Source organism: Sphingopyxis lindanitolerans (assembly GCF_002993885.1).
GTDB lineage: Bacteria > Pseudomonadota > Alphaproteobacteria > Sphingomonadales > Sphingomonadaceae > Sphingopyxis > Sphingopyxis lindanitolerans.
The window spans coordinates 475,685-490,553 of the sequence record NZ_CM009578.1 but is presented as its reverse complement, the minus strand read 5'-3'; the positions used below and the strand labels follow the sequence as shown (position 1 = coordinate 490,553).

Here is a 14,869-nt window from a genome sequence, read left to right as displayed (position 1 = left end):
GTGCCTTGACAGCGGCAAGGCACCCCGCCATAGGCCGCGCCTGCCCAGCGAACAGCTTTCGCGGGCGTCCCGGATGCTGCTGTAGCTCAGTGGTAGAGCGCACCCTTGGTAAGGGTGAGGTCGAGAGTTCAATCCTCTCCAGCAGCACCATTTTCAATCCTGGACGATTCCCGAAAACATGCGGAGGACAAGCGGCCGGCAAAGGTCAGGACGCCTGCTTGAGCAAAGTGGGGCGGACCATGGTTCGCGCGGGATTTCCGACCACGACCGCGTTGGCGGGAACGTCCCGCACCACGACGGCCCCCATGCCCACGATCGCATTCTCGCCGATCGAGATGCCCTGCCTGATCGAGGCATTGGCTCCAATATAGGCATAGCTACCGATGGTGACGTTGCCGTTGCACCGGACGCCTGGGCCGAAGGTCACGAAATCGCCGATGATGCAGTCGTGTGCGACAGAGCTATAATGATTGGCATGGAACAGCTTGCCGATCCGGGCGGACGGACCAAGGATGACGAAATCCGATATCAGGGCCCCGTCGCCGATCATCGCCTGGTCGCTGACCAGCGAGGTGGCCGCGATGAAGGATGCTGTCATGATCCCATTTGCCAATCGCTGTCTCGTGCGGCCGTCGTTGATCGCGATCAGGACGCGGTCCGAATCGCGAATATCCTGGGGGGCCATGATGGGAACGCCCTGCACCGATTGACCGGCCAATTTCTTGTCGCAGAAGAGGATTTCACACGCGACACCCTGCGCGGCCAGGAGTCTGACGAGCGAGGCGTGGATATCGCGCCCGCACCCGCCTGCGCCATAAATGACGTACCGCATCGCTCGACGCTCCTTTGATGGTCGGACAGCGACGCCATCTTTGCCGATCAACGTGAAGCTTTAGAGACAGAGGAAAACGGCCGGCCTATGCAGTCGCCTTGCTGGCCGCGGATCAGATGCGCGCCGACAGCAACCAGTCATGGAACAGCTTGACCGACGGCTGGCGCAGCGCGCGCGGTCGGCAGACGAACCAATAGCTGTAGGGGCTGTCGACATCGAAATCGAACAGGCGAACGAGGCGCGGATCCTGCGCATCGTCGAAATGGTGGCCATGCATGAAGGCGACCCCGATGCCCTGTGCCGCGGCTTCGAGCATCAATGGACCCGAATCGAAGAAATCGATCCCCGCCGGTTCGAGATAGGGCATTCCGACCGCTTTCTTCCATTCGACGAAGGTTTCCGGCATTTCGCGGTGGAGCAGCACGGTCAGGCGCTGCAATTGTTCGGGAACGGTGATCGCGCGGCCGTCATCGGTCAGTGCTTTGGCCGCGATGGGGAATATCTTGTCCTGGTCCAGCCGCGCCGCATAGAGCGCCGGGTCGATCGACCGTGCGAGCGCGATCGCGGCGTCGATCCCTTCGCCCAGCCGCGCCTCGGCGTGCGACAGCGTGTCGAGATCGATATGCAGTTCGGGGTGCAGGCGGCGCAATTCGGGCAGGCGCGGGAACAGCCGTTGCTGGGCAAAGAGCGGCAGGACGTTGAGGTGCAGGCGCAGCGACGCATCGGGGCTGCCGACGCGGGCCATTACTCCGCGCAGATCGTCGAGGATCGGCGATAATTGCTCCTGCAACGTGCGCCCCGCCTCGGTCAGGCTGAGGCCGTGGTGATGGCGGTTGAAGAGCGGCCGTCCGACTGCATGCTCGAGCGTCTGGATGCGCCGCGACAGCGCGGGCATCGACAGGCCAAGCTCGCTCGCGGCCGCCTTCACCGTGCCGTGGCGCGCAACCTCGAGAAAAGCTTCCATGCTGCTGAGGGGGGGAAGGCGTTGCATGATCGTCTCGACCGGGTGATGGCATGGCGCATGGGCAGATGCCAGAAATTTGTGCGGTGCGGCGTAATCGCCTAATTTCATTCTGCACCGACAGGGGGTCGAAAATCGGGAACGACCATCCTATCTTCCGCATATTGACCTCTTTGCGGGAGAAACAATTTGGCCGACGCCGCGGTAAAAGAGAGAAGCGTGAAACTGCAAGTCGCCAATGCGCGCGCTGAGGAAAGCGGAGGCGGCTTTGCCCGCATCCCGCGTTCGGCGATGGCCCAGCTAGGGGTGACCGAAGGTGACGTGATCCAGATCAGCGGCAAGCGCGAGACCGCCTCGCGCGTCGTCGCGCCCTATGCCGAGGATGAGGGGCTGGAGGTCATCCGCCTCGATGGCCTGCAGCGCGCCAATGCCGGAGCAGGGGCGGGCGACATGGTGCAGTTGAGCCGCGCCGAAACGCGCCCCGCAACGCGCGTGGTCTTTGCGCCCGCGCAGGAAAATCTGCGGCTCCAGGGTTCGGCGAACGCATTGAAACGCAGCTTCTTCGGACGGCCGCTCGTCGCGGGCGACACGGTTGCGACCGCGGGACAGCAGCGACTGCCGTCGGGTGATATGCCGCCGCAACTGCGCCAGATGCTCAACGCGCCTGCCTATGCGCTCGCCGAAGTGCGCCTGCTCGTCGTCTCCGCCAGCCCCAAGGGCGTCGTCACGATCGACGAGAATACCGAGGTCGAGCTGCTTCCTGAATATCAGGAGCCGCAGGATACGCGGCGCACCGATGTCACTTATGACGACCTTGGCGGCCTCGGCGACACGATCGGCCAGCTTCGCGAGATGGTCGAACTGCCGCTGCGCTATCCCGAATTGTTCCAGCGCCTCGGCGTCGATCCGCCGCGCGGCGTGCTGCTGCACGGCCCGCCGGGCACGGGCAAGACGCGGCTCGCGCGCGCGGTCGCGAACGAAAGCGACGCGCAATTCTTCCTGATCAACGGGCCCGAGATCATGGGCAGCGCCTATGGCGAATCGGAAAAACGTCTGCGCGACGTGTTCGAGGCGGCGACCAAGGCGGCGCCGTCGATCCTCTTCATCGACGAGATCGATTCGATCGCGCCGAAGCGCGGGCAGGTGACCGGCGAGGCGGAGAAGCGCATTGTCGCGCAGCTTCTGACCTTGATGGACGGGCTCGAGCCGCGGACGAACCTCGTCGTCATCGCGGCGACCAACCGTCCCGATGCGATCGACGAGGCCTTGCGGCGCCCCGGCCGGTTCGACCGCGAGATCGTGATCGGCGTTCCCGACGAGAGCGGGCGCCGCGAGATTCTTGGCATCCACACGCGCGGCGTGCCGCTGGGCGAGGATGTCGATCTCGCCGAACTCGCACGCACCACCTTCGGCTTTGTCGGCGCCGATATGGCGGCGCTGACGCGCGAAGCCGCGATCGACGCGGTGCGCCGGATCATGCCGAAGCTGGATCTGGCCGAAGGGACGATCCCGCCCGATGTGCTCGCGGAGCTTCGCGTCACGCGCGAGGATTTCAACAATGCGCTGAAACGCGTCCAGCCCTCGGCGATGCGCGAAGTGATGGTGCAGGCGCCGAAGACGCGCTGGAGCGACATCGGCGGGCTCGACGCTGCGCGTGACAAATTGATCGAAGGGATCGAACTGCCCTTGAAGAATCCCGAGGCGTTTCGCCGCCTCGGCATCCGCGCGGCAAAAGGTTTCCTGCTCTATGGGCCGCCCGGAACCGGCAAGACGCTGTTGGCGAAAGCGGCGGCGCGCGAATCGGACGCCAATTTCATTTCGATCAAGTCGTCCGACCTTCTTTCCAAATGGTATGGCGAGAGCGAGCAGCAGATCGCAAGGCTGTTCGCGCGGGCGCGGGCGGTCGCGCCGACGATCGTTTTCATCGACGAACTCGACAGTCTGGTGCCCGCCCGCGGCAGCGGGACGTCGGGCGAGCCGCAAGTGACCGAGCGCGTCGTCAACACGATCCTTGCCGAGATGGACGGGATCGAGGAAATGCAGTCGGTCGTCGTCATTGGCGCCACCAATCGCCCGAACCTGATTGATCCGGCGCTGCTGAGGCCAGGGCGGCTCGATGAGTTGATCTATGTCTCGGTGCCGAACGCCGAGGGGCGGCGACGCATTCTCGAGATTCACACAGCGAAGACGCCGCTCGCAAAGGATGTCGATCTGACCGATCTTGCCAACCGGGCCGATCGTTTCACTGGCGCCGACCTCGAGGATCTTGTCCGGCGTGCGGGTCTTGCGGCGCTCAAGCGCTCGCTTGAAAGCGACTTCGTCACGATGGAGGATTTCGAGGCAGCGTTGAAGGACACGCGGGCTTCGGTGACCGAAGCGATGGAAAAGGATTATGAAAAAATCCAGGGTGAGATCAAGCAGGCGGCGATGAGTGTCAATCCGATCGGCTTCTTCGCGCCGGGCATGCTCAAGCCCGCGCGCGAGCGCAAGCATCCCGACGATCCGGACGATGACGATTAGGTGGCAGGCTGGTCCTGCCGCAGCGCGGACCAGCCCCACACCACCAGCCAGAGGCAAAAAGCCGCCATCAGGCCGTAAGCCGCCATCGCGTGCCAGTTGTAGAGCAGCACGCCGATCGCGGGCGAGATGATATAGGCCGACCCGTTGATCGACGCGGTCATACCCGCGACGCTGCCCTGATCGCGGCGCGAAACCGATAGCGACGCGCCCGCGGTGAAGCCGGGCCGAAAGAGGCCGAAACCGAGCGATGCGAAAGCAAAGCCGATGACGATGGCGTGCAGATCGTGCGCCAGCCCTGTCATGACGATACCGACCGCGCCAAAGGCGGCGCCGTAAAGCACGGTCGTGCGCGGCGTCATCTTGAGCAGCGGGATCAGCCCCCATTGCGAGAGCAAGGTCGCAAAGGCGCCTCCCATCAGCACGATCCCGGTGATCGCGGCGCCTTCATCAGGTTTCAACCGCAGATGCAGCCGATCGAGAATGAGGAAGCCGATGACGCCCAGCATCATCGCCTGCGCCTGGCCGCCGAAAAAGCCTGCGAATAGCCAAGGGCGAACCCGCTTGTCGCGCCAGCCGAGCGTCTCCTGCGTCCTGGGCTCGCCTTCATTTTCGTCCTCGGCGGTCGGTTCGGCCGGGCCCGCGGAAAGCGGGTAGGAGGCGATCGCGCCGCGCGCGGCAAAGCGGGGCACGTCGTCGGGAAGGCGCCAGCGCAGCATGATGAGGACGATGAGGCCGATCAGCGCGAAGACGAGAAGCGGTCCGGCGAGACCGAAAACCGGCAGGATGAAGAAAGGCGCGACCGCGGGTCCGATGACGGTTCCGAGGCCGAAGGATGACGAGACCAGCGAAAGCGCCTGCGTGCGTTCCTCGGGGTCGGTGCGCGCGGCGACATAGGCCTGCACCGCTGGCGGGGACGCCGAACCGAAGCCACCGTAGAGGCTGCGGAACAGTGCGAAGAGGATGAAGGTCGTGCTGGCGGCGAGCCAGCCCGACAGGCCTGCCCACAAGGCCATGCCGCATAGCGCCATCGACAGGAAGAAACCGATGATTCCGCGCGCCATCAGCACCTTGCGTCCGCGCTTGTCCGACTGGCGCGCCCAATAAGGTGCGGTGAGCACCCAAAGCAGCGCCGACCAGCTGAACGCCAGGCTGACCCAGACGTCCGGAATGCGAAGCTTGGCGCCGATCGCCGGAAGAATCGACTGCATCGCGGTATTTCCCGCGGCGGCGACAAGCATGACGGCGAACAGCACCGCCATGCGGTCGGCGGGAATCGAACGCGAATTGGCCGACACCTCATTCCCCTTTTCGGTCATCCTGCGCCGCAGCACAGGTCTCCCTACACGCGAAAGGGGGGCTGTCCAGAGTCAAGACCGACTCTTTCCTTGCGCCATCGCGCCGATTTTGCCACGCACTTGTCCAGCCGCAACAATGCGAAAGCCATCATGACCAATCCTCGGGCGCAGGCCCAATCGAACGTCGCGCCGATCCGCAAGCTTCGCGAGAAGCTGAAACGCTTTTTCGGCCCGTGGGGCATGTTCGTGAAGGGCTTCGTCAAGCATCCGGTCATGGTGGGGTCGATCGTTCCGTCGTCGCCGACGCTGATCCGCCACATGCTGCGCCCGGTCGACTGGCAGAATACGAAATTGTTCGTCGAATATGGCCCCGGCGTCGGCACCTTCTGCCGCCCGGTGCTCGAACGCATGGCGGGCGACGCGACATTGATCGCGATCGACACCAACCCCGATTTCATCGACTATCTGCGAAAGGACATCCGCGACAGCCGCTTCATCGCGGTTCATGGCTCGGCCGCCGATGTCGAGCAGATCGTTCGCGCGCACGGCTTCGAGCAGGCCGACTATGTGCTGTCGGGCTTGCCCTTCTCAACCTTGCCCGCGGGCATTGGCCCAGCGATCGCCGCGGCGACGCACCGCGTGCTGCGCCCGGGCGGCGCTTTCCTCGTCTATCAATTCCGCGCCCGCGCCCGCGATTTCCTTGCCGAACATTTCCGGCGCATCGACAATGCGTTCGAGTGGGTGAACGTCCCGCCTTGCTTCCTGTTCTGGGGCTGGAAAGACTAGGGCCGATCGACATTCAGCTCTGGCGGCCTGCAAATGGCGGCTTTCCGCGCTTCCGGTGCTCACGTGCAGACAGCACGCTGCGCTCCGGGTCGCGAAAAACCACCATTTTCGACGCGCCATCTTCTGAATGTCGATCGGCCCTAGATTTCCGTCTCGGGATCGATCTCGCCGAGTCCGAAATTCAGTCGCCGCGTCACCGTATAATCGGCGACGCCGACGACGAACCAGGCGAGCGTCCAGCGCAGCCGCGTCAGCCAGCTTGCGCGTGCCTTGTGGCTTGCCGCGGTGACGATCTCGCAATCGCCCTCCAGTCCGTCCAGAAACGCGCGCATCTGCTGCGCGAAGTCCGCGTCGGCGATGCGCAGCATCCCCTCGACGTTCAGGAACAGGCTGCGCATGTCGAAATTGGCGGTGCCGACATGGACGACATCGTCGATAATGATCAGCTTCATATGCAACCGACACGGCTGATATTCCCAGATCGTCGCTTTCTGGCGGAGCAGATAGCCGTATAGCAGCCGCGATGCGCCGATCGTGGCGGGATTGTCCGACTTTGCCGCCATCATGAAGCGCGCCTGTCCCGTCCGCGCAACCCGGCCGAGCCGTCGCAACATGCCCTGGCCGGGCGAGAAATAGGCCATCGCCATGTCGAGCCGCCTCGCCCCCACCAGGTCGCCGCGCACCATCCGCGCCCAGGGCGACAGGCGCTGCGTCGGCCCGCCGACCAGCCAGGACAGCGGCTTGCCATTGACAGGCCATTCGCGGATCAGCCGGCGCAGCATCAGCAGTTTGCCGTCGTCATGAACCGTATATTGGTGAAGCGCCTCGAACCATCGGACCATGTCCGCGACCACGGGCCCGCGAACGACGACGCCAAGATCGAACCAGCAATGCGCTTGGTTGCGGCTGAGATAGGGGTCGGCGATGTTGAAGCCGCCGGTCACGCCAACTTCGCCGTCGATCAGCAGCAGCTTCTGGTGATTGCGGACGAGATAGCTCGACCGCCAGCGCCGCGAGAAGAAGATGACGCTGCCGCCGGCGGCGCGGAGCGGCGCGAAGAAATGGTCGGATATGTCGCCCGACCCGAAGCTGTCGATGATCGCGCGCACGCGCACGCCGCGCTGCGCCGCCGCGGTCATCGCGCCGAGAATTTGTTTCCCGGCGCTGTCGTCCTCGAAGATATATATGGTCAGGTCGATGCTGCGGATCGCGCCGCCGATCAGCGCGAGCAGTCGTTCGAGTCGCCGTTGGCCGTCGAAGATGACCTCCAGCCGATGGCCCGCGACGTCCGCCTTCAACATATCGAGGGTGCCGGCGGCTGCATCGGGCTCGGTCATGCTCTGCTCATAGGCGTGGGGGCGTGGAGCCCGCAAGGGCAGGGTGGGGGACGCCCGGGCGCATCTCATGGATTTGCGCGGAGATCGCGAAGATCGCAGAGAAGGACTTTCGTGAATGCACGGAAAACTGCGCAACTTCACTCTGGAATCGCGTTGCGGATCGTTCCTCGCTGGATTTACGGCCGCGCTTAAGGGCACAAAAGCCCCGCATGAACGGCATGAGATTGTGTCCTTTGTGGCTTTAAGCGGCAGTTCCCGCGCAAGCCCCGTGGCAGGCGCGGCTTTGGAGACGAAGGCAGCATGAAACATATGTCGAAGCTACCGCGGCCCGATTTTGTAGGACAGCGGTTTTATCACGGAATGGCTCCGGTTCGGGGCGGCGGCGCAGCGGTTTGATTGACATGGACGGCGTCCGCTGCTAGCGCGCAGCGCTTGCCGCCATACCTCTGGCTGGCCTCTCCTCTTCTAAGGAAATACAATGGCCCGCGTTACTGTCGAAGATTGCGTCGACAAGGTTCCCAACCGCTTTGATCTGGTGCTGCTCTCCGCGCATCGCGCCCGCGAAATCTCGGGCGGTTCCGAACTGACGATCGATCGCGACCGCGACAAGAATCCCGTCGTCGCGCTGCGCGAAATCGCCGAGCAGACGGTTCGTCCGGTCGATCTCGGCGACGCGCTCGTCGGCTCGCTTCAGAAGGTTGTCGTCGACGACGACGATACGCCCGATGAAATCAGCTCGATCGCGCGTTCGGCCGAAGCGCTGCGCCTGACCGCCGCGGCGCCGCCGCGCAGCCCGGCCGGCGGTGGCGGCGACTTCGAGTAAGCGTCGGCTTCGATCTACACCCAAGGGGGCCGCGGGAAACCGCGGCCCTTTTTGCATTTATAGAAGCGTCGTCAGTTCCGCGATGCGAAGCGCGCGCGATGTACGCAACGGTTCGAGGATGACGCTGATGCGGTGCGCGCGTGGCGACCCGATTTCGACGTTGAACAGGCTGTTCGCGATCACGTCGGCGATCTGCACGCCGTCCGAGCGCCGGCTGTCGGCAAGCGAGGCCTGGCCCCAACCGGCGAGACCGTCCTGGATCGTCGCGCGCACCCCGGCCAGGATCACCGGGTCGTAGCGGCCGTCGTCGATCACGACGTCGGTGCAGACGCCGCCCGTTTCGGGAAGCCAACTGCTTACCGCGAGATCGAGCAGAGCGGTATAGAGCGCAAGGTCGGTCGCGAGCCTGCCATCGGCAGGCGGCGCGAGGCGGTCGCGTTTCGCCACCGCGACCCACGCCCGCCCGCCCGCGCGGTCGAAGAGTTCGAGCAGATAGGCGCGCTCGGTCAGGCTGATCCGGCTGCCCTTGAGCTCGCCGCGCAGTCCGGTGACGGCGCGGAAGCGGGCATGGATCGCCGCGGCGGTGTCGGGCGTGAGCATCACGGCCGCGAAGGTCATGACTCCTGTGTTGAGCCCGCCCGATTCGTCACAATAGATCGTCATCGCGCATCCTTCTTCGACCCATGCTCCGTATCAGGCGGGGCAGGGATAGCGTTTCCGCATCAAGCCGTCGAATGCCGAATAGATCGAAATCGATTTGCGCGATTGCGGCGGATAGCTGCGCAGATGGGCGAGCCACTGGTCGGGGGTGAGTGAGCCGCTTTCGGGCGGGCAACTCGTGGTCTTGCGTCCAGCCTTGCGATCGGCGTCGATCCGCGCCTTGTAACGCTTGCCCGCGGCGATCACCTCGCCCTTCAGATAATGAGCTTCGGGTGTCGCTATCGCCAGCGGCCCCAGTCGTTCAAGCAAGCTGGCGCGCGACAGGAAGGTCGCGACGCTCATGTCGCCCGGCGCCATGGCGCACAGCATCGCGCCCGCGCCGAGCGCGGCGAGAGCCGCTCCGATCCGCATTCCCCCTTTGGTCATGCGGGCCGAAATCGTGCCGAATCCATGAACGAGGTCTGAATTCAGACGCCTTGCGGGTTGGCGCCGCCGAACGGGCGCGGCTTGCGCTTGATCTGCGGCAGGCCGCCGGCATGGCCCTGAACCGGGTTGCCGTGCTTGTCCTGATCATTTTCGCGGCCGATATCCTCGCCCTTGATCGCGCGCTTCGACTCCTCGCCCGACAGCGTCTCATATTCGAGGAGCGCGCCGGCGAGCAGGTGAAGCTGGTCGAGATTGTCGGTCAGCACCTTGCGCGCGACATTCTCGCCTTCCTCGACGAGGCGGCGAACCTCGGCGTCGATCAGCTTGGCGGTCTCTTCCGACATATTCTGAGCGCGCGACACGCTGTGGCCGAGGAACACCTCGTCCTGATTGTCGCGATAGCGCAGCCAGCCGAGCTTGTCGGACATGCCATATTCCATGACCATCGAGCGCGCCATGTCGGTCGCCTGCTGGATATCGTTCGAGGCGCCGGTGTTGAGCTCGTCCTTGCCGTAGATGAGCTGTTCGGCGATGCGGCCGCCGAAGCAGAGCGCGAGGCGCGCCTTCATCTGCTTCATATTGGTCGAATAACGGTCGCGTTCGGGCAGATTCCACGTCACTCCCAGCGCGCGGCCGCGCGGAATGATCGTGACCTTATGCAGCGGGTCGTTACCCTCGACGTGGAGCGAGACGAGCGCGTGGCCGGCCTCGTGATAGGCGGTCGCCTTCTTCTCGTCCTCGGTCATGACCATCGAACGGCGCTCGGCGCCCATCATGACCTTGTCCTTCGCTTCCTCGAACTCGTCCGACGCGATCAGGCGCTTGCCCTTGCGCGCCGCGAGCAGCGCGGCTTCGTTGCAAAGATTGGCGAGGTCGGCGCCCGAGAAGCCGGGGGTGCCGCGGGCGACACGGCGCAGGTCGACGTCGGGCGCGAGCGGCTTTTTGCGCGTGTGGACCTCGAGGATCTTCTGGCGACCCTCGATATCGGGGCGCGGCACGACGACCTGGCGATCGAAGCGGCCCGGACGCAGCAGCGCGGGGTCGAGGACGTCGGGGCGGTTGGTCGCGGCAACGATGATGATGCCTTCGTTCGCCTCGAAGCCGTCCATCTCGACGAGCAGCTGGTTCAGTGTCTGCTCGCGCTCGTCATTGCCATTGCCGAGCCCGGCGCCGCGATGGCGGCCGACCGCGTCGATCTCGTCGATGAAGACGATGCACGGCGCGTTGCGCTTGGCCTGTTCGAACATGTCGCGGACGCGGCTGGCGCCGACGCCGACGAACATCTCGACGAAGTCCGAGCCCGAAATGGTGAAGAAAGGCACGCCAGCCTCGCCCGCGATCGCGCGGGCGAGCAAGGTCTTGCCGGTGCCGGGGGATCCGACGAGCAAAGCGCCCTTCGGAATCTGGCCGCCGAGCTTCGAGAATTTGGTTGGGTCTTTCAGGAATTCGACGATTTCCTCAAGTTCCTCACGCGCCTCGTCGATGCCGGCGACATCGTCGAAGGTCACGCGGCCCTGCTTTTCGGTCAGCATCTTGGCGCGCGACTTGCCAAAGCCCATCGCGCCCGAGCCGTTGTTTTTCTGCACCTGGCGAAAAACGAAGAAAGCGATGCCCAGGATCAGCAGGAAGGGCAGCGACTGGATCAGGAGATAGACCCAGATATTGCCGGTCTCGGTCGGCTTGCCGTCATATTTGACATTATTGTCGTTGAGCATTTTGAGCAGTTCGGGATCGCGTACGATATTGGCGGTGAAGCGGTCGCCATTGGTCAATTCGCCAGTGACGCGATCCTCCGACAGCACGACCTGCTTGACCGCGCCTTCCTGCACCTTCTGCCGGAATTCGGAATAGGCGAGCGTATTGCCGGTCGGCTGTGCCGCGCCCCCGAAAATCGAGGCGACGAGGAGCATGGCAAGCAGAATGCCGCTCCAGATCATCACGCTCTTCATCCAGGGGTTGCCCTGCGGCTCCTTGTCGTCCTGCATCGGAATCTTTCCAAAATTTGCGCACGCCGCGCATCACTCCCGATAATGTAGGATAATCGGGTTAAATGACAATGAGCCAGATTGACCTATTTTCGGGCTTTCCGTCGTGGCGCCGCGGAAATGCGCCAGATGGTGCGCGCGAGACCGGGAACCGCGTCGATCAACAGCGCGCCGACCATCGCGCGCCGACCCTCTTTCATCGCGGCGATCACGCCGTCGAGCGAGGCGCCGCGCAGCGCGAGTCCGGGGTCGTTGGCGCGCAGCCGCTGGGTGACGACGCGGCGGAGCATCTCGGGCGGATAGCCTTCGTCGCGGATCACCGCGATATCGGAGGCATCGGGCCAGGAGGCGATCAGCCGTTCGACGGCCCAGTCGATCGCTTCGTCGGCTTCGGCAAGCCAGCGCGCCGAACGCGCCGCCGCCTCGACGTCGAGCGTGGTCTGGGCGCGCAGCGCATGGCGCAGCCGCGCGCGGTCGAACCGGTCGTCGGCGTTCGACGGATCATCGACAAAGGGAATGTCGTTATCGAACGCGATCCGCATCAGATCGTCGCGGCGCCAGTGCAGCAGCGGGCGCAGAATGGAGCCGTTGCGCGCGCGGATCGCCGCAAGTCCGCCGACCCCGCTGGCGCGATTGAGCCGCATGACGATCGTTTCGAGCTGGTCGTCGGCATGATGCGCGGTCAGGATATGCGCGATATCATGCGCCTGGCGCCATGTTTCGAGCAGGCGATAGCGCTCGGCGCGCGCCGCCGCCTGTTGCGATCCCCGGATCGGCGTCGGCGGACGCAGCGTGTCATGCGGAATATGCTCGCGCGCGCAGAAGCCCGCAACCATGCGGGCTTCCTCGTCCGACCCCTTGCGCAGCCCATGATCGACCGTCGCCGCCCGAACCTGACCGGGCAGCAGCGTCGCCATCAGCCAGAGCAGCGCCATGCTGTCGGGGCCGCCCGAGACCGCGACGCCATAATGCAGTCGCTGCCAGTCCGCCCCGGCGAGCGCGGCGAGGTCGCGCGCGAGCCGTTCGACGGCCTCGCTGCTGTCAGCAGCCTGCTTTTGCTTTTGCGGCGGCTGCATCGGTGCGGACATCCTGGGGCGCTTTGTCGCCGTAAACATCTTCAAGTTCGCGGAACGCCTTGCAGGCGTCGGCCTTGCGGCCGAGCTTTTCGAGCGCGACGCCCATATACATCAGGCTGTGCGGCGCGCGGGCCCCGCTCGGCCGATCCTTGTAATTATTGTAAAAGGCTACCGCGGCAAGGCTGGGCTTGCCCTCGTCGAGATAGGCGCGGCCGAGCAGATTCTGGGCGAAGCTTGCCTGGTTGCTCTTCGGCCATTTGGTCACGACGGTCTTGAGCTGGGTTTCCGCTTCGGGATAGAGTTTCGCGTCCCACAGGCGAAAGCCATAATTATAGGCATCCTGCGGCTCGTTGCCCGTCGAGGGGATTTCGACCTTCTTGACGAGGGCGAGGCGCGCGGCGTCGGGTGACGCGGGCTTGACGGCCGGCTTTTTTGCTGGGGCTGTGCTGGTGGTTGAGGCGAGCGTCGTCGCTGGCCGCGTTGTCGGCGTGATGGGAAGGCTCGCGGGCGTCGCATCTGCGGCGGGAGCGCCGGGCGCGAAGCGCTGCTCCATCTCGGCCTTATAGGCGGTGAATTGTTTTTCGAGTTCGCGCAGGTGATAGGCGTTCTGCTCGGTCTGGCCGGTCAGCGTCTGAAGCTGCGATTCCAGCGCATCGACCCGTGCGGTCAAGTCCGCGACCGGGGTCGCGGCCTTGGCGCGCTCGCCTGGCGTGTTATCGGGTGCGATCTCGCCCTCGAAGAAGGTCGGGGCGCCGCCGGGAAAGACCTGACGCTGGACCGCGCGCATTTCCTTTTCGAGCCGATCGACGCGCTTGGTGACATTGGTGTCTTGCGCCTGTGCCGGCGCGGCCGCCGCAATCGCGACCGCCGCCACGCCCATGAGAGTGACATGCTTCATCATTTGCCGATAGGCCCCCGCAGATTAACCAATTTTGTACCGGCCTTCATAACGCCCGAAACGGCGGCGGCGCAAACCCATTTCAGCGCGCCGCCGTTTCGCTTCGTCTAGATGGCGGCGATCAGCGCCCGGTTTTGGGCGCAGCCGTCGATGCCGGGGCGCTCGTTCCGGCGCTGCCGCCGCCGCGCGCGACGAGGTCGGCGGGTTTCAGCGAGATGCCCTTGACCAGCGTGTCGGCGGGGCCGATCGGGCCGACATCGCGGCCGCCCACGGTGACTTTCAGCGCCTGCGGGATGCTGGTGCGAAGCGTGAACTGTTCGATATAGGCGGCCGGCACCTCATAGGTTTCGCCCGGATCGAGCGTCCGCCAATTCTCGGTCTTGCCCTGCGCATCGTCGAAGCCGATCCACACTTCCGACACGCCGGTCAGCACGACCGGCGCGTTGGCCGCGATCGGGGTCCCGGCCTTCGCCGGTGCCGCCACCGGCGCGGCGGTGGTGGCCGGGGCTTCGGACTCCTCGGCCGCCTGGTTCTGCGCCGCGATCAGCGCTTCGTCGGGTTCGACCGACAGGAAACGCCAGACGCCATAGGCCGAGACGAGCAGCAGCGCGACGATGACGAGCGTCCAGGTCAGCCGCGCGGTGGGCAGACGCGCCGGATCGGTCGGCTCATAAGCTTCATAGGCCGGACGTGCGCCATATTGATCCTCTTCGAGCTCGCGGCGGATCGACGCCCCAACCTCCGCCTCGGGAAGGTCGATCGCGCGGGCATAAGCGCGCGCGAAGCCGGTCACATAGGTCCGGCCCGGAAGCTCCGAGAAATCGGACTTTTCAATGGCCTCAAGATGCCTTTGGGTAATTCGCGTGCGCGCCGCCACGTCGGCGAGCGACAGGCCAGCGGCCTCGCGCGCCAACCTCAGCTTGTCGCCGGTGCGCGTGATCGCCAACTCGCCCTGCTCGGGGGCGGTTTCGTCGTCTGCCATCGCTGTCTCCTTGCCGGTCGGTTGCAACCCGGTTCGACCGTGCGGGGCCGTTCATCGCATTGACGGCGCGCGAAAGTCAAATGAAGTTCGGTAAACGACCGGCTGAAAAGAAGCGGTTTCAGGGTTGGCGGAAAGGGAAATGGATTGGGGCGAGGCCGGGCGAAAGAATGACGGTTTTGGGGGGTGGGAAGCGGCCATTCCCCAATCTTCGTCATTCCCGCGAAAGCGGGAACCCAGAGCATGCGTCGGCTGACTCCGCACTGGGTTCCCGCTTTCGCGGGAATGACG

At 64.8% G+C, this 14,869-nt stretch carries 13 protein-coding genes and 1 tRNA gene; 4 read left to right on the top strand and 10 right to left on the bottom strand.

Annotated features, from left to right (window positions below):
- Positions 1–75: 75 nt before the first annotated feature.
- A tRNA-Thr gene (locus CVO77_RS02340) sits at positions 76–150 on the top strand.
- A 55-nt stretch (positions 151–205) separates the two neighbouring features.
- On the opposite strand, the gene CVO77_RS02335 is transcribed toward CVO77_RS02340, so the two are convergent.
- Positions 206–832 carry a NeuD/PglB/VioB family sugar acetyltransferase gene (locus CVO77_RS02335; RefSeq protein WP_105997715.1) on the bottom strand — a complete coding sequence of 209 codons (627 nt, stop codon included), beginning with the start codon at positions 830–832 and terminating at the stop codon, positions 206–208.
- Positions 833–944: 112 nt separating this feature from the next.
- Positions 945–1,823 (bottom strand): LysR substrate-binding domain-containing protein, encoded by an 879-nt coding sequence (locus CVO77_RS02330; protein ID WP_105997714.1) that lies wholly within the window; start codon positions 1,821–1,823, stop codon positions 945–947.
- Between the two features lie 159 nt (positions 1,824–1,982).
- On the opposite strand from CVO77_RS02330, the gene CVO77_RS02325 reads away from it, so the two are divergent.
- The gene (locus CVO77_RS02325; protein WP_105997713.1) at positions 1,983–4,313 is read left to right on the top strand and encodes a CDC48 family AAA ATPase; all 2,331 of its coding nucleotides are present in this window, start codon (positions 1,983–1,985) and stop codon (positions 4,311–4,313) included.
- Here the strand turns inward: CVO77_RS02325 and CVO77_RS02320 are convergent.
- Positions 4,310–5,629, bottom strand: coding sequence for an MFS transporter (locus CVO77_RS02320; RefSeq protein ID WP_106000581.1), 1,320 nt, complete (start codon positions 5,627–5,629; stop codon positions 4,310–4,312). The two genes, CVO77_RS02325 and CVO77_RS02320, sit on opposite strands and share 4 nt — an antisense overlap.
- Positions 5,630–5,758: 129 nt before the next feature.
- Here CVO77_RS02320 and CVO77_RS02315 point away from each other — a divergent pair, with 129 nt between their 5' ends.
- A complete protein-coding gene (locus CVO77_RS02315) occupies positions 5,759–6,394 on the top strand; it encodes a class I SAM-dependent methyltransferase (RefSeq protein WP_106000580.1) in 636 nt (211 codons plus the stop codon).
- Positions 6,395–6,534: 140 nt separating this feature from the next.
- On the opposite strand, the gene CVO77_RS02310 is transcribed toward CVO77_RS02315, so the two are convergent.
- Positions 6,535–7,731: a phospholipase D-like domain-containing protein gene (locus CVO77_RS02310; RefSeq protein ID WP_105997712.1), complete on the bottom strand. Its 1,197-nt coding sequence runs from the start codon at positions 7,729–7,731 to the stop codon at positions 6,535–6,537.
- 478 nt (positions 7,732–8,209) lie between these two features.
- Between CVO77_RS02310 and rpoZ the strand changes: the two genes are divergently transcribed.
- Positions 8,210–8,554, top strand: a complete 345-nt coding sequence (gene rpoZ / locus CVO77_RS02305; protein ID WP_105997711.1) for a DNA-directed RNA polymerase subunit omega — start codon at positions 8,210–8,212, stop codon at positions 8,552–8,554.
- Between the two features lie 57 nt (positions 8,555–8,611).
- Here the strand turns inward: rpoZ and CVO77_RS02300 are convergent, their stop codons facing one another.
- The 6 genes from CVO77_RS02300 to CVO77_RS02275 all read right to left on the bottom strand — a co-directional run bounded on the left by CVO77_RS02300 (position 8,612) and on the right by CVO77_RS02275 (position 14,581).
- Positions 8,612–9,217, bottom strand: coding sequence for a DUF3800 domain-containing protein (locus CVO77_RS02300; RefSeq protein ID WP_105997710.1), 606 nt, complete (start codon positions 9,215–9,217; stop codon positions 8,612–8,614).
- A 30-nt stretch (positions 9,218–9,247) separates the two neighbouring features.
- Positions 9,248–9,640, bottom strand: coding sequence for a hypothetical protein (locus tag CVO77_RS02295; protein WP_105997709.1), 393 nt, complete (start codon positions 9,638–9,640; stop codon positions 9,248–9,250).
- Positions 9,641–9,681: 41 nt separating this feature from the next.
- Positions 9,682–11,625 (bottom strand): ATP-dependent zinc metalloprotease FtsH, encoded by a 1,944-nt coding sequence (gene ftsH / locus CVO77_RS02290; protein ID WP_105997708.1) that lies wholly within the window; start codon positions 11,623–11,625, stop codon positions 9,682–9,684.
- A gap of 86 nt (positions 11,626–11,711) precedes the next feature.
- Entirely contained in the window at positions 11,712–12,713 is a 1,002-nt protein-coding gene (gene tilS, locus CVO77_RS02285; protein ID WP_105997707.1) for a tRNA lysidine(34) synthetase TilS, read from the bottom strand.
- On the bottom strand, positions 12,667–13,602 hold the full coding sequence (locus tag CVO77_RS02280) for a tetratricopeptide repeat protein (protein WP_420822525.1): 936 nt from the start codon (positions 13,600–13,602) through the stop codon (positions 12,667–12,669). Before CVO77_RS02280 ends, tilS begins: the two co-directional genes overlap by 47 nt.
- Before the next feature lie 118 nt (positions 13,603–13,720).
- Positions 13,721–14,581, bottom strand: coding sequence for a helix-turn-helix domain-containing protein (locus tag CVO77_RS02275; protein WP_105997706.1), 861 nt, complete (start codon positions 14,579–14,581; stop codon positions 13,721–13,723).
- Positions 14,582–14,869: the final 288 nt, after the last annotated feature.

What these genes read in the sequence shown, in the direction of transcription:
- CVO77_RS02320 (WP_106000581.1), bottom strand. Translation starts at nt 5,629, where the DNA reads ATGACCGAAAAGGGGAATGAGGTGTCGGCCAATTCGCGTTCGATTCCC.
- CVO77_RS02315 (WP_106000580.1), top strand. Translation starts at nt 5,759, where the DNA reads ATGACCAATCCTCGGGCGCAGGCCCAATCGAACGTCGCGCCGATCCGC.
- ftsH (WP_105997708.1), bottom strand. Translation starts at nt 11,625, where the DNA reads ATGCAGGACGACAAGGAGCCGCAGGGCAACCCCTGGATGAAGAGCGTG.
- CVO77_RS02275 (WP_105997706.1), bottom strand. Translation starts at nt 14,581, where the DNA reads ATGGCAGACGACGAAACCGCCCCCGAGCAGGGCGAGTTGGCGATCACG.
- CVO77_RS02300 (WP_105997710.1), bottom strand. Translation starts at nt 9,217, where the DNA reads ATGACGATCTATTGTGACGAATCGGGCGGGCTCAACACAGGAGTCATG.
- CVO77_RS02330 (WP_105997714.1), bottom strand. Translation starts at nt 1,823, where the DNA reads ATGCAACGCCTTCCCCCCCTCAGCAGCATGGAAGCTTTTCTCGAGGTT.
- CVO77_RS02335 (WP_105997715.1), bottom strand. Translation starts at nt 832, where the DNA reads ATGCGGTACGTCATTTATGGCGCAGGCGGGTGCGGGCGCGATATCCAC.
- CVO77_RS02310 (WP_105997712.1), bottom strand. Translation starts at nt 7,731, where the DNA reads ATGACCGAGCCCGATGCAGCCGCCGGCACCCTCGATATGTTGAAGGCG.
- tilS (WP_105997707.1), bottom strand. Translation starts at nt 12,713, where the DNA reads ATGTCCGCACCGATGCAGCCGCCGCAAAAGCAAAAGCAGGCTGCTGAC.
- CVO77_RS02295 (WP_105997709.1), bottom strand. Translation starts at nt 9,640, where the DNA reads ATGACCAAAGGGGGAATGCGGATCGGAGCGGCTCTCGCCGCGCTCGGC.
- CVO77_RS02280 (WP_420822525.1), bottom strand. Translation starts at nt 13,602, where the DNA reads ATGATGAAGCATGTCACTCTCATGGGCGTGGCGGCGGTCGCGATTGCG.
- rpoZ (WP_105997711.1), top strand. Translation starts at nt 8,210, where the DNA reads ATGGCCCGCGTTACTGTCGAAGATTGCGTCGACAAGGTTCCCAACCGC.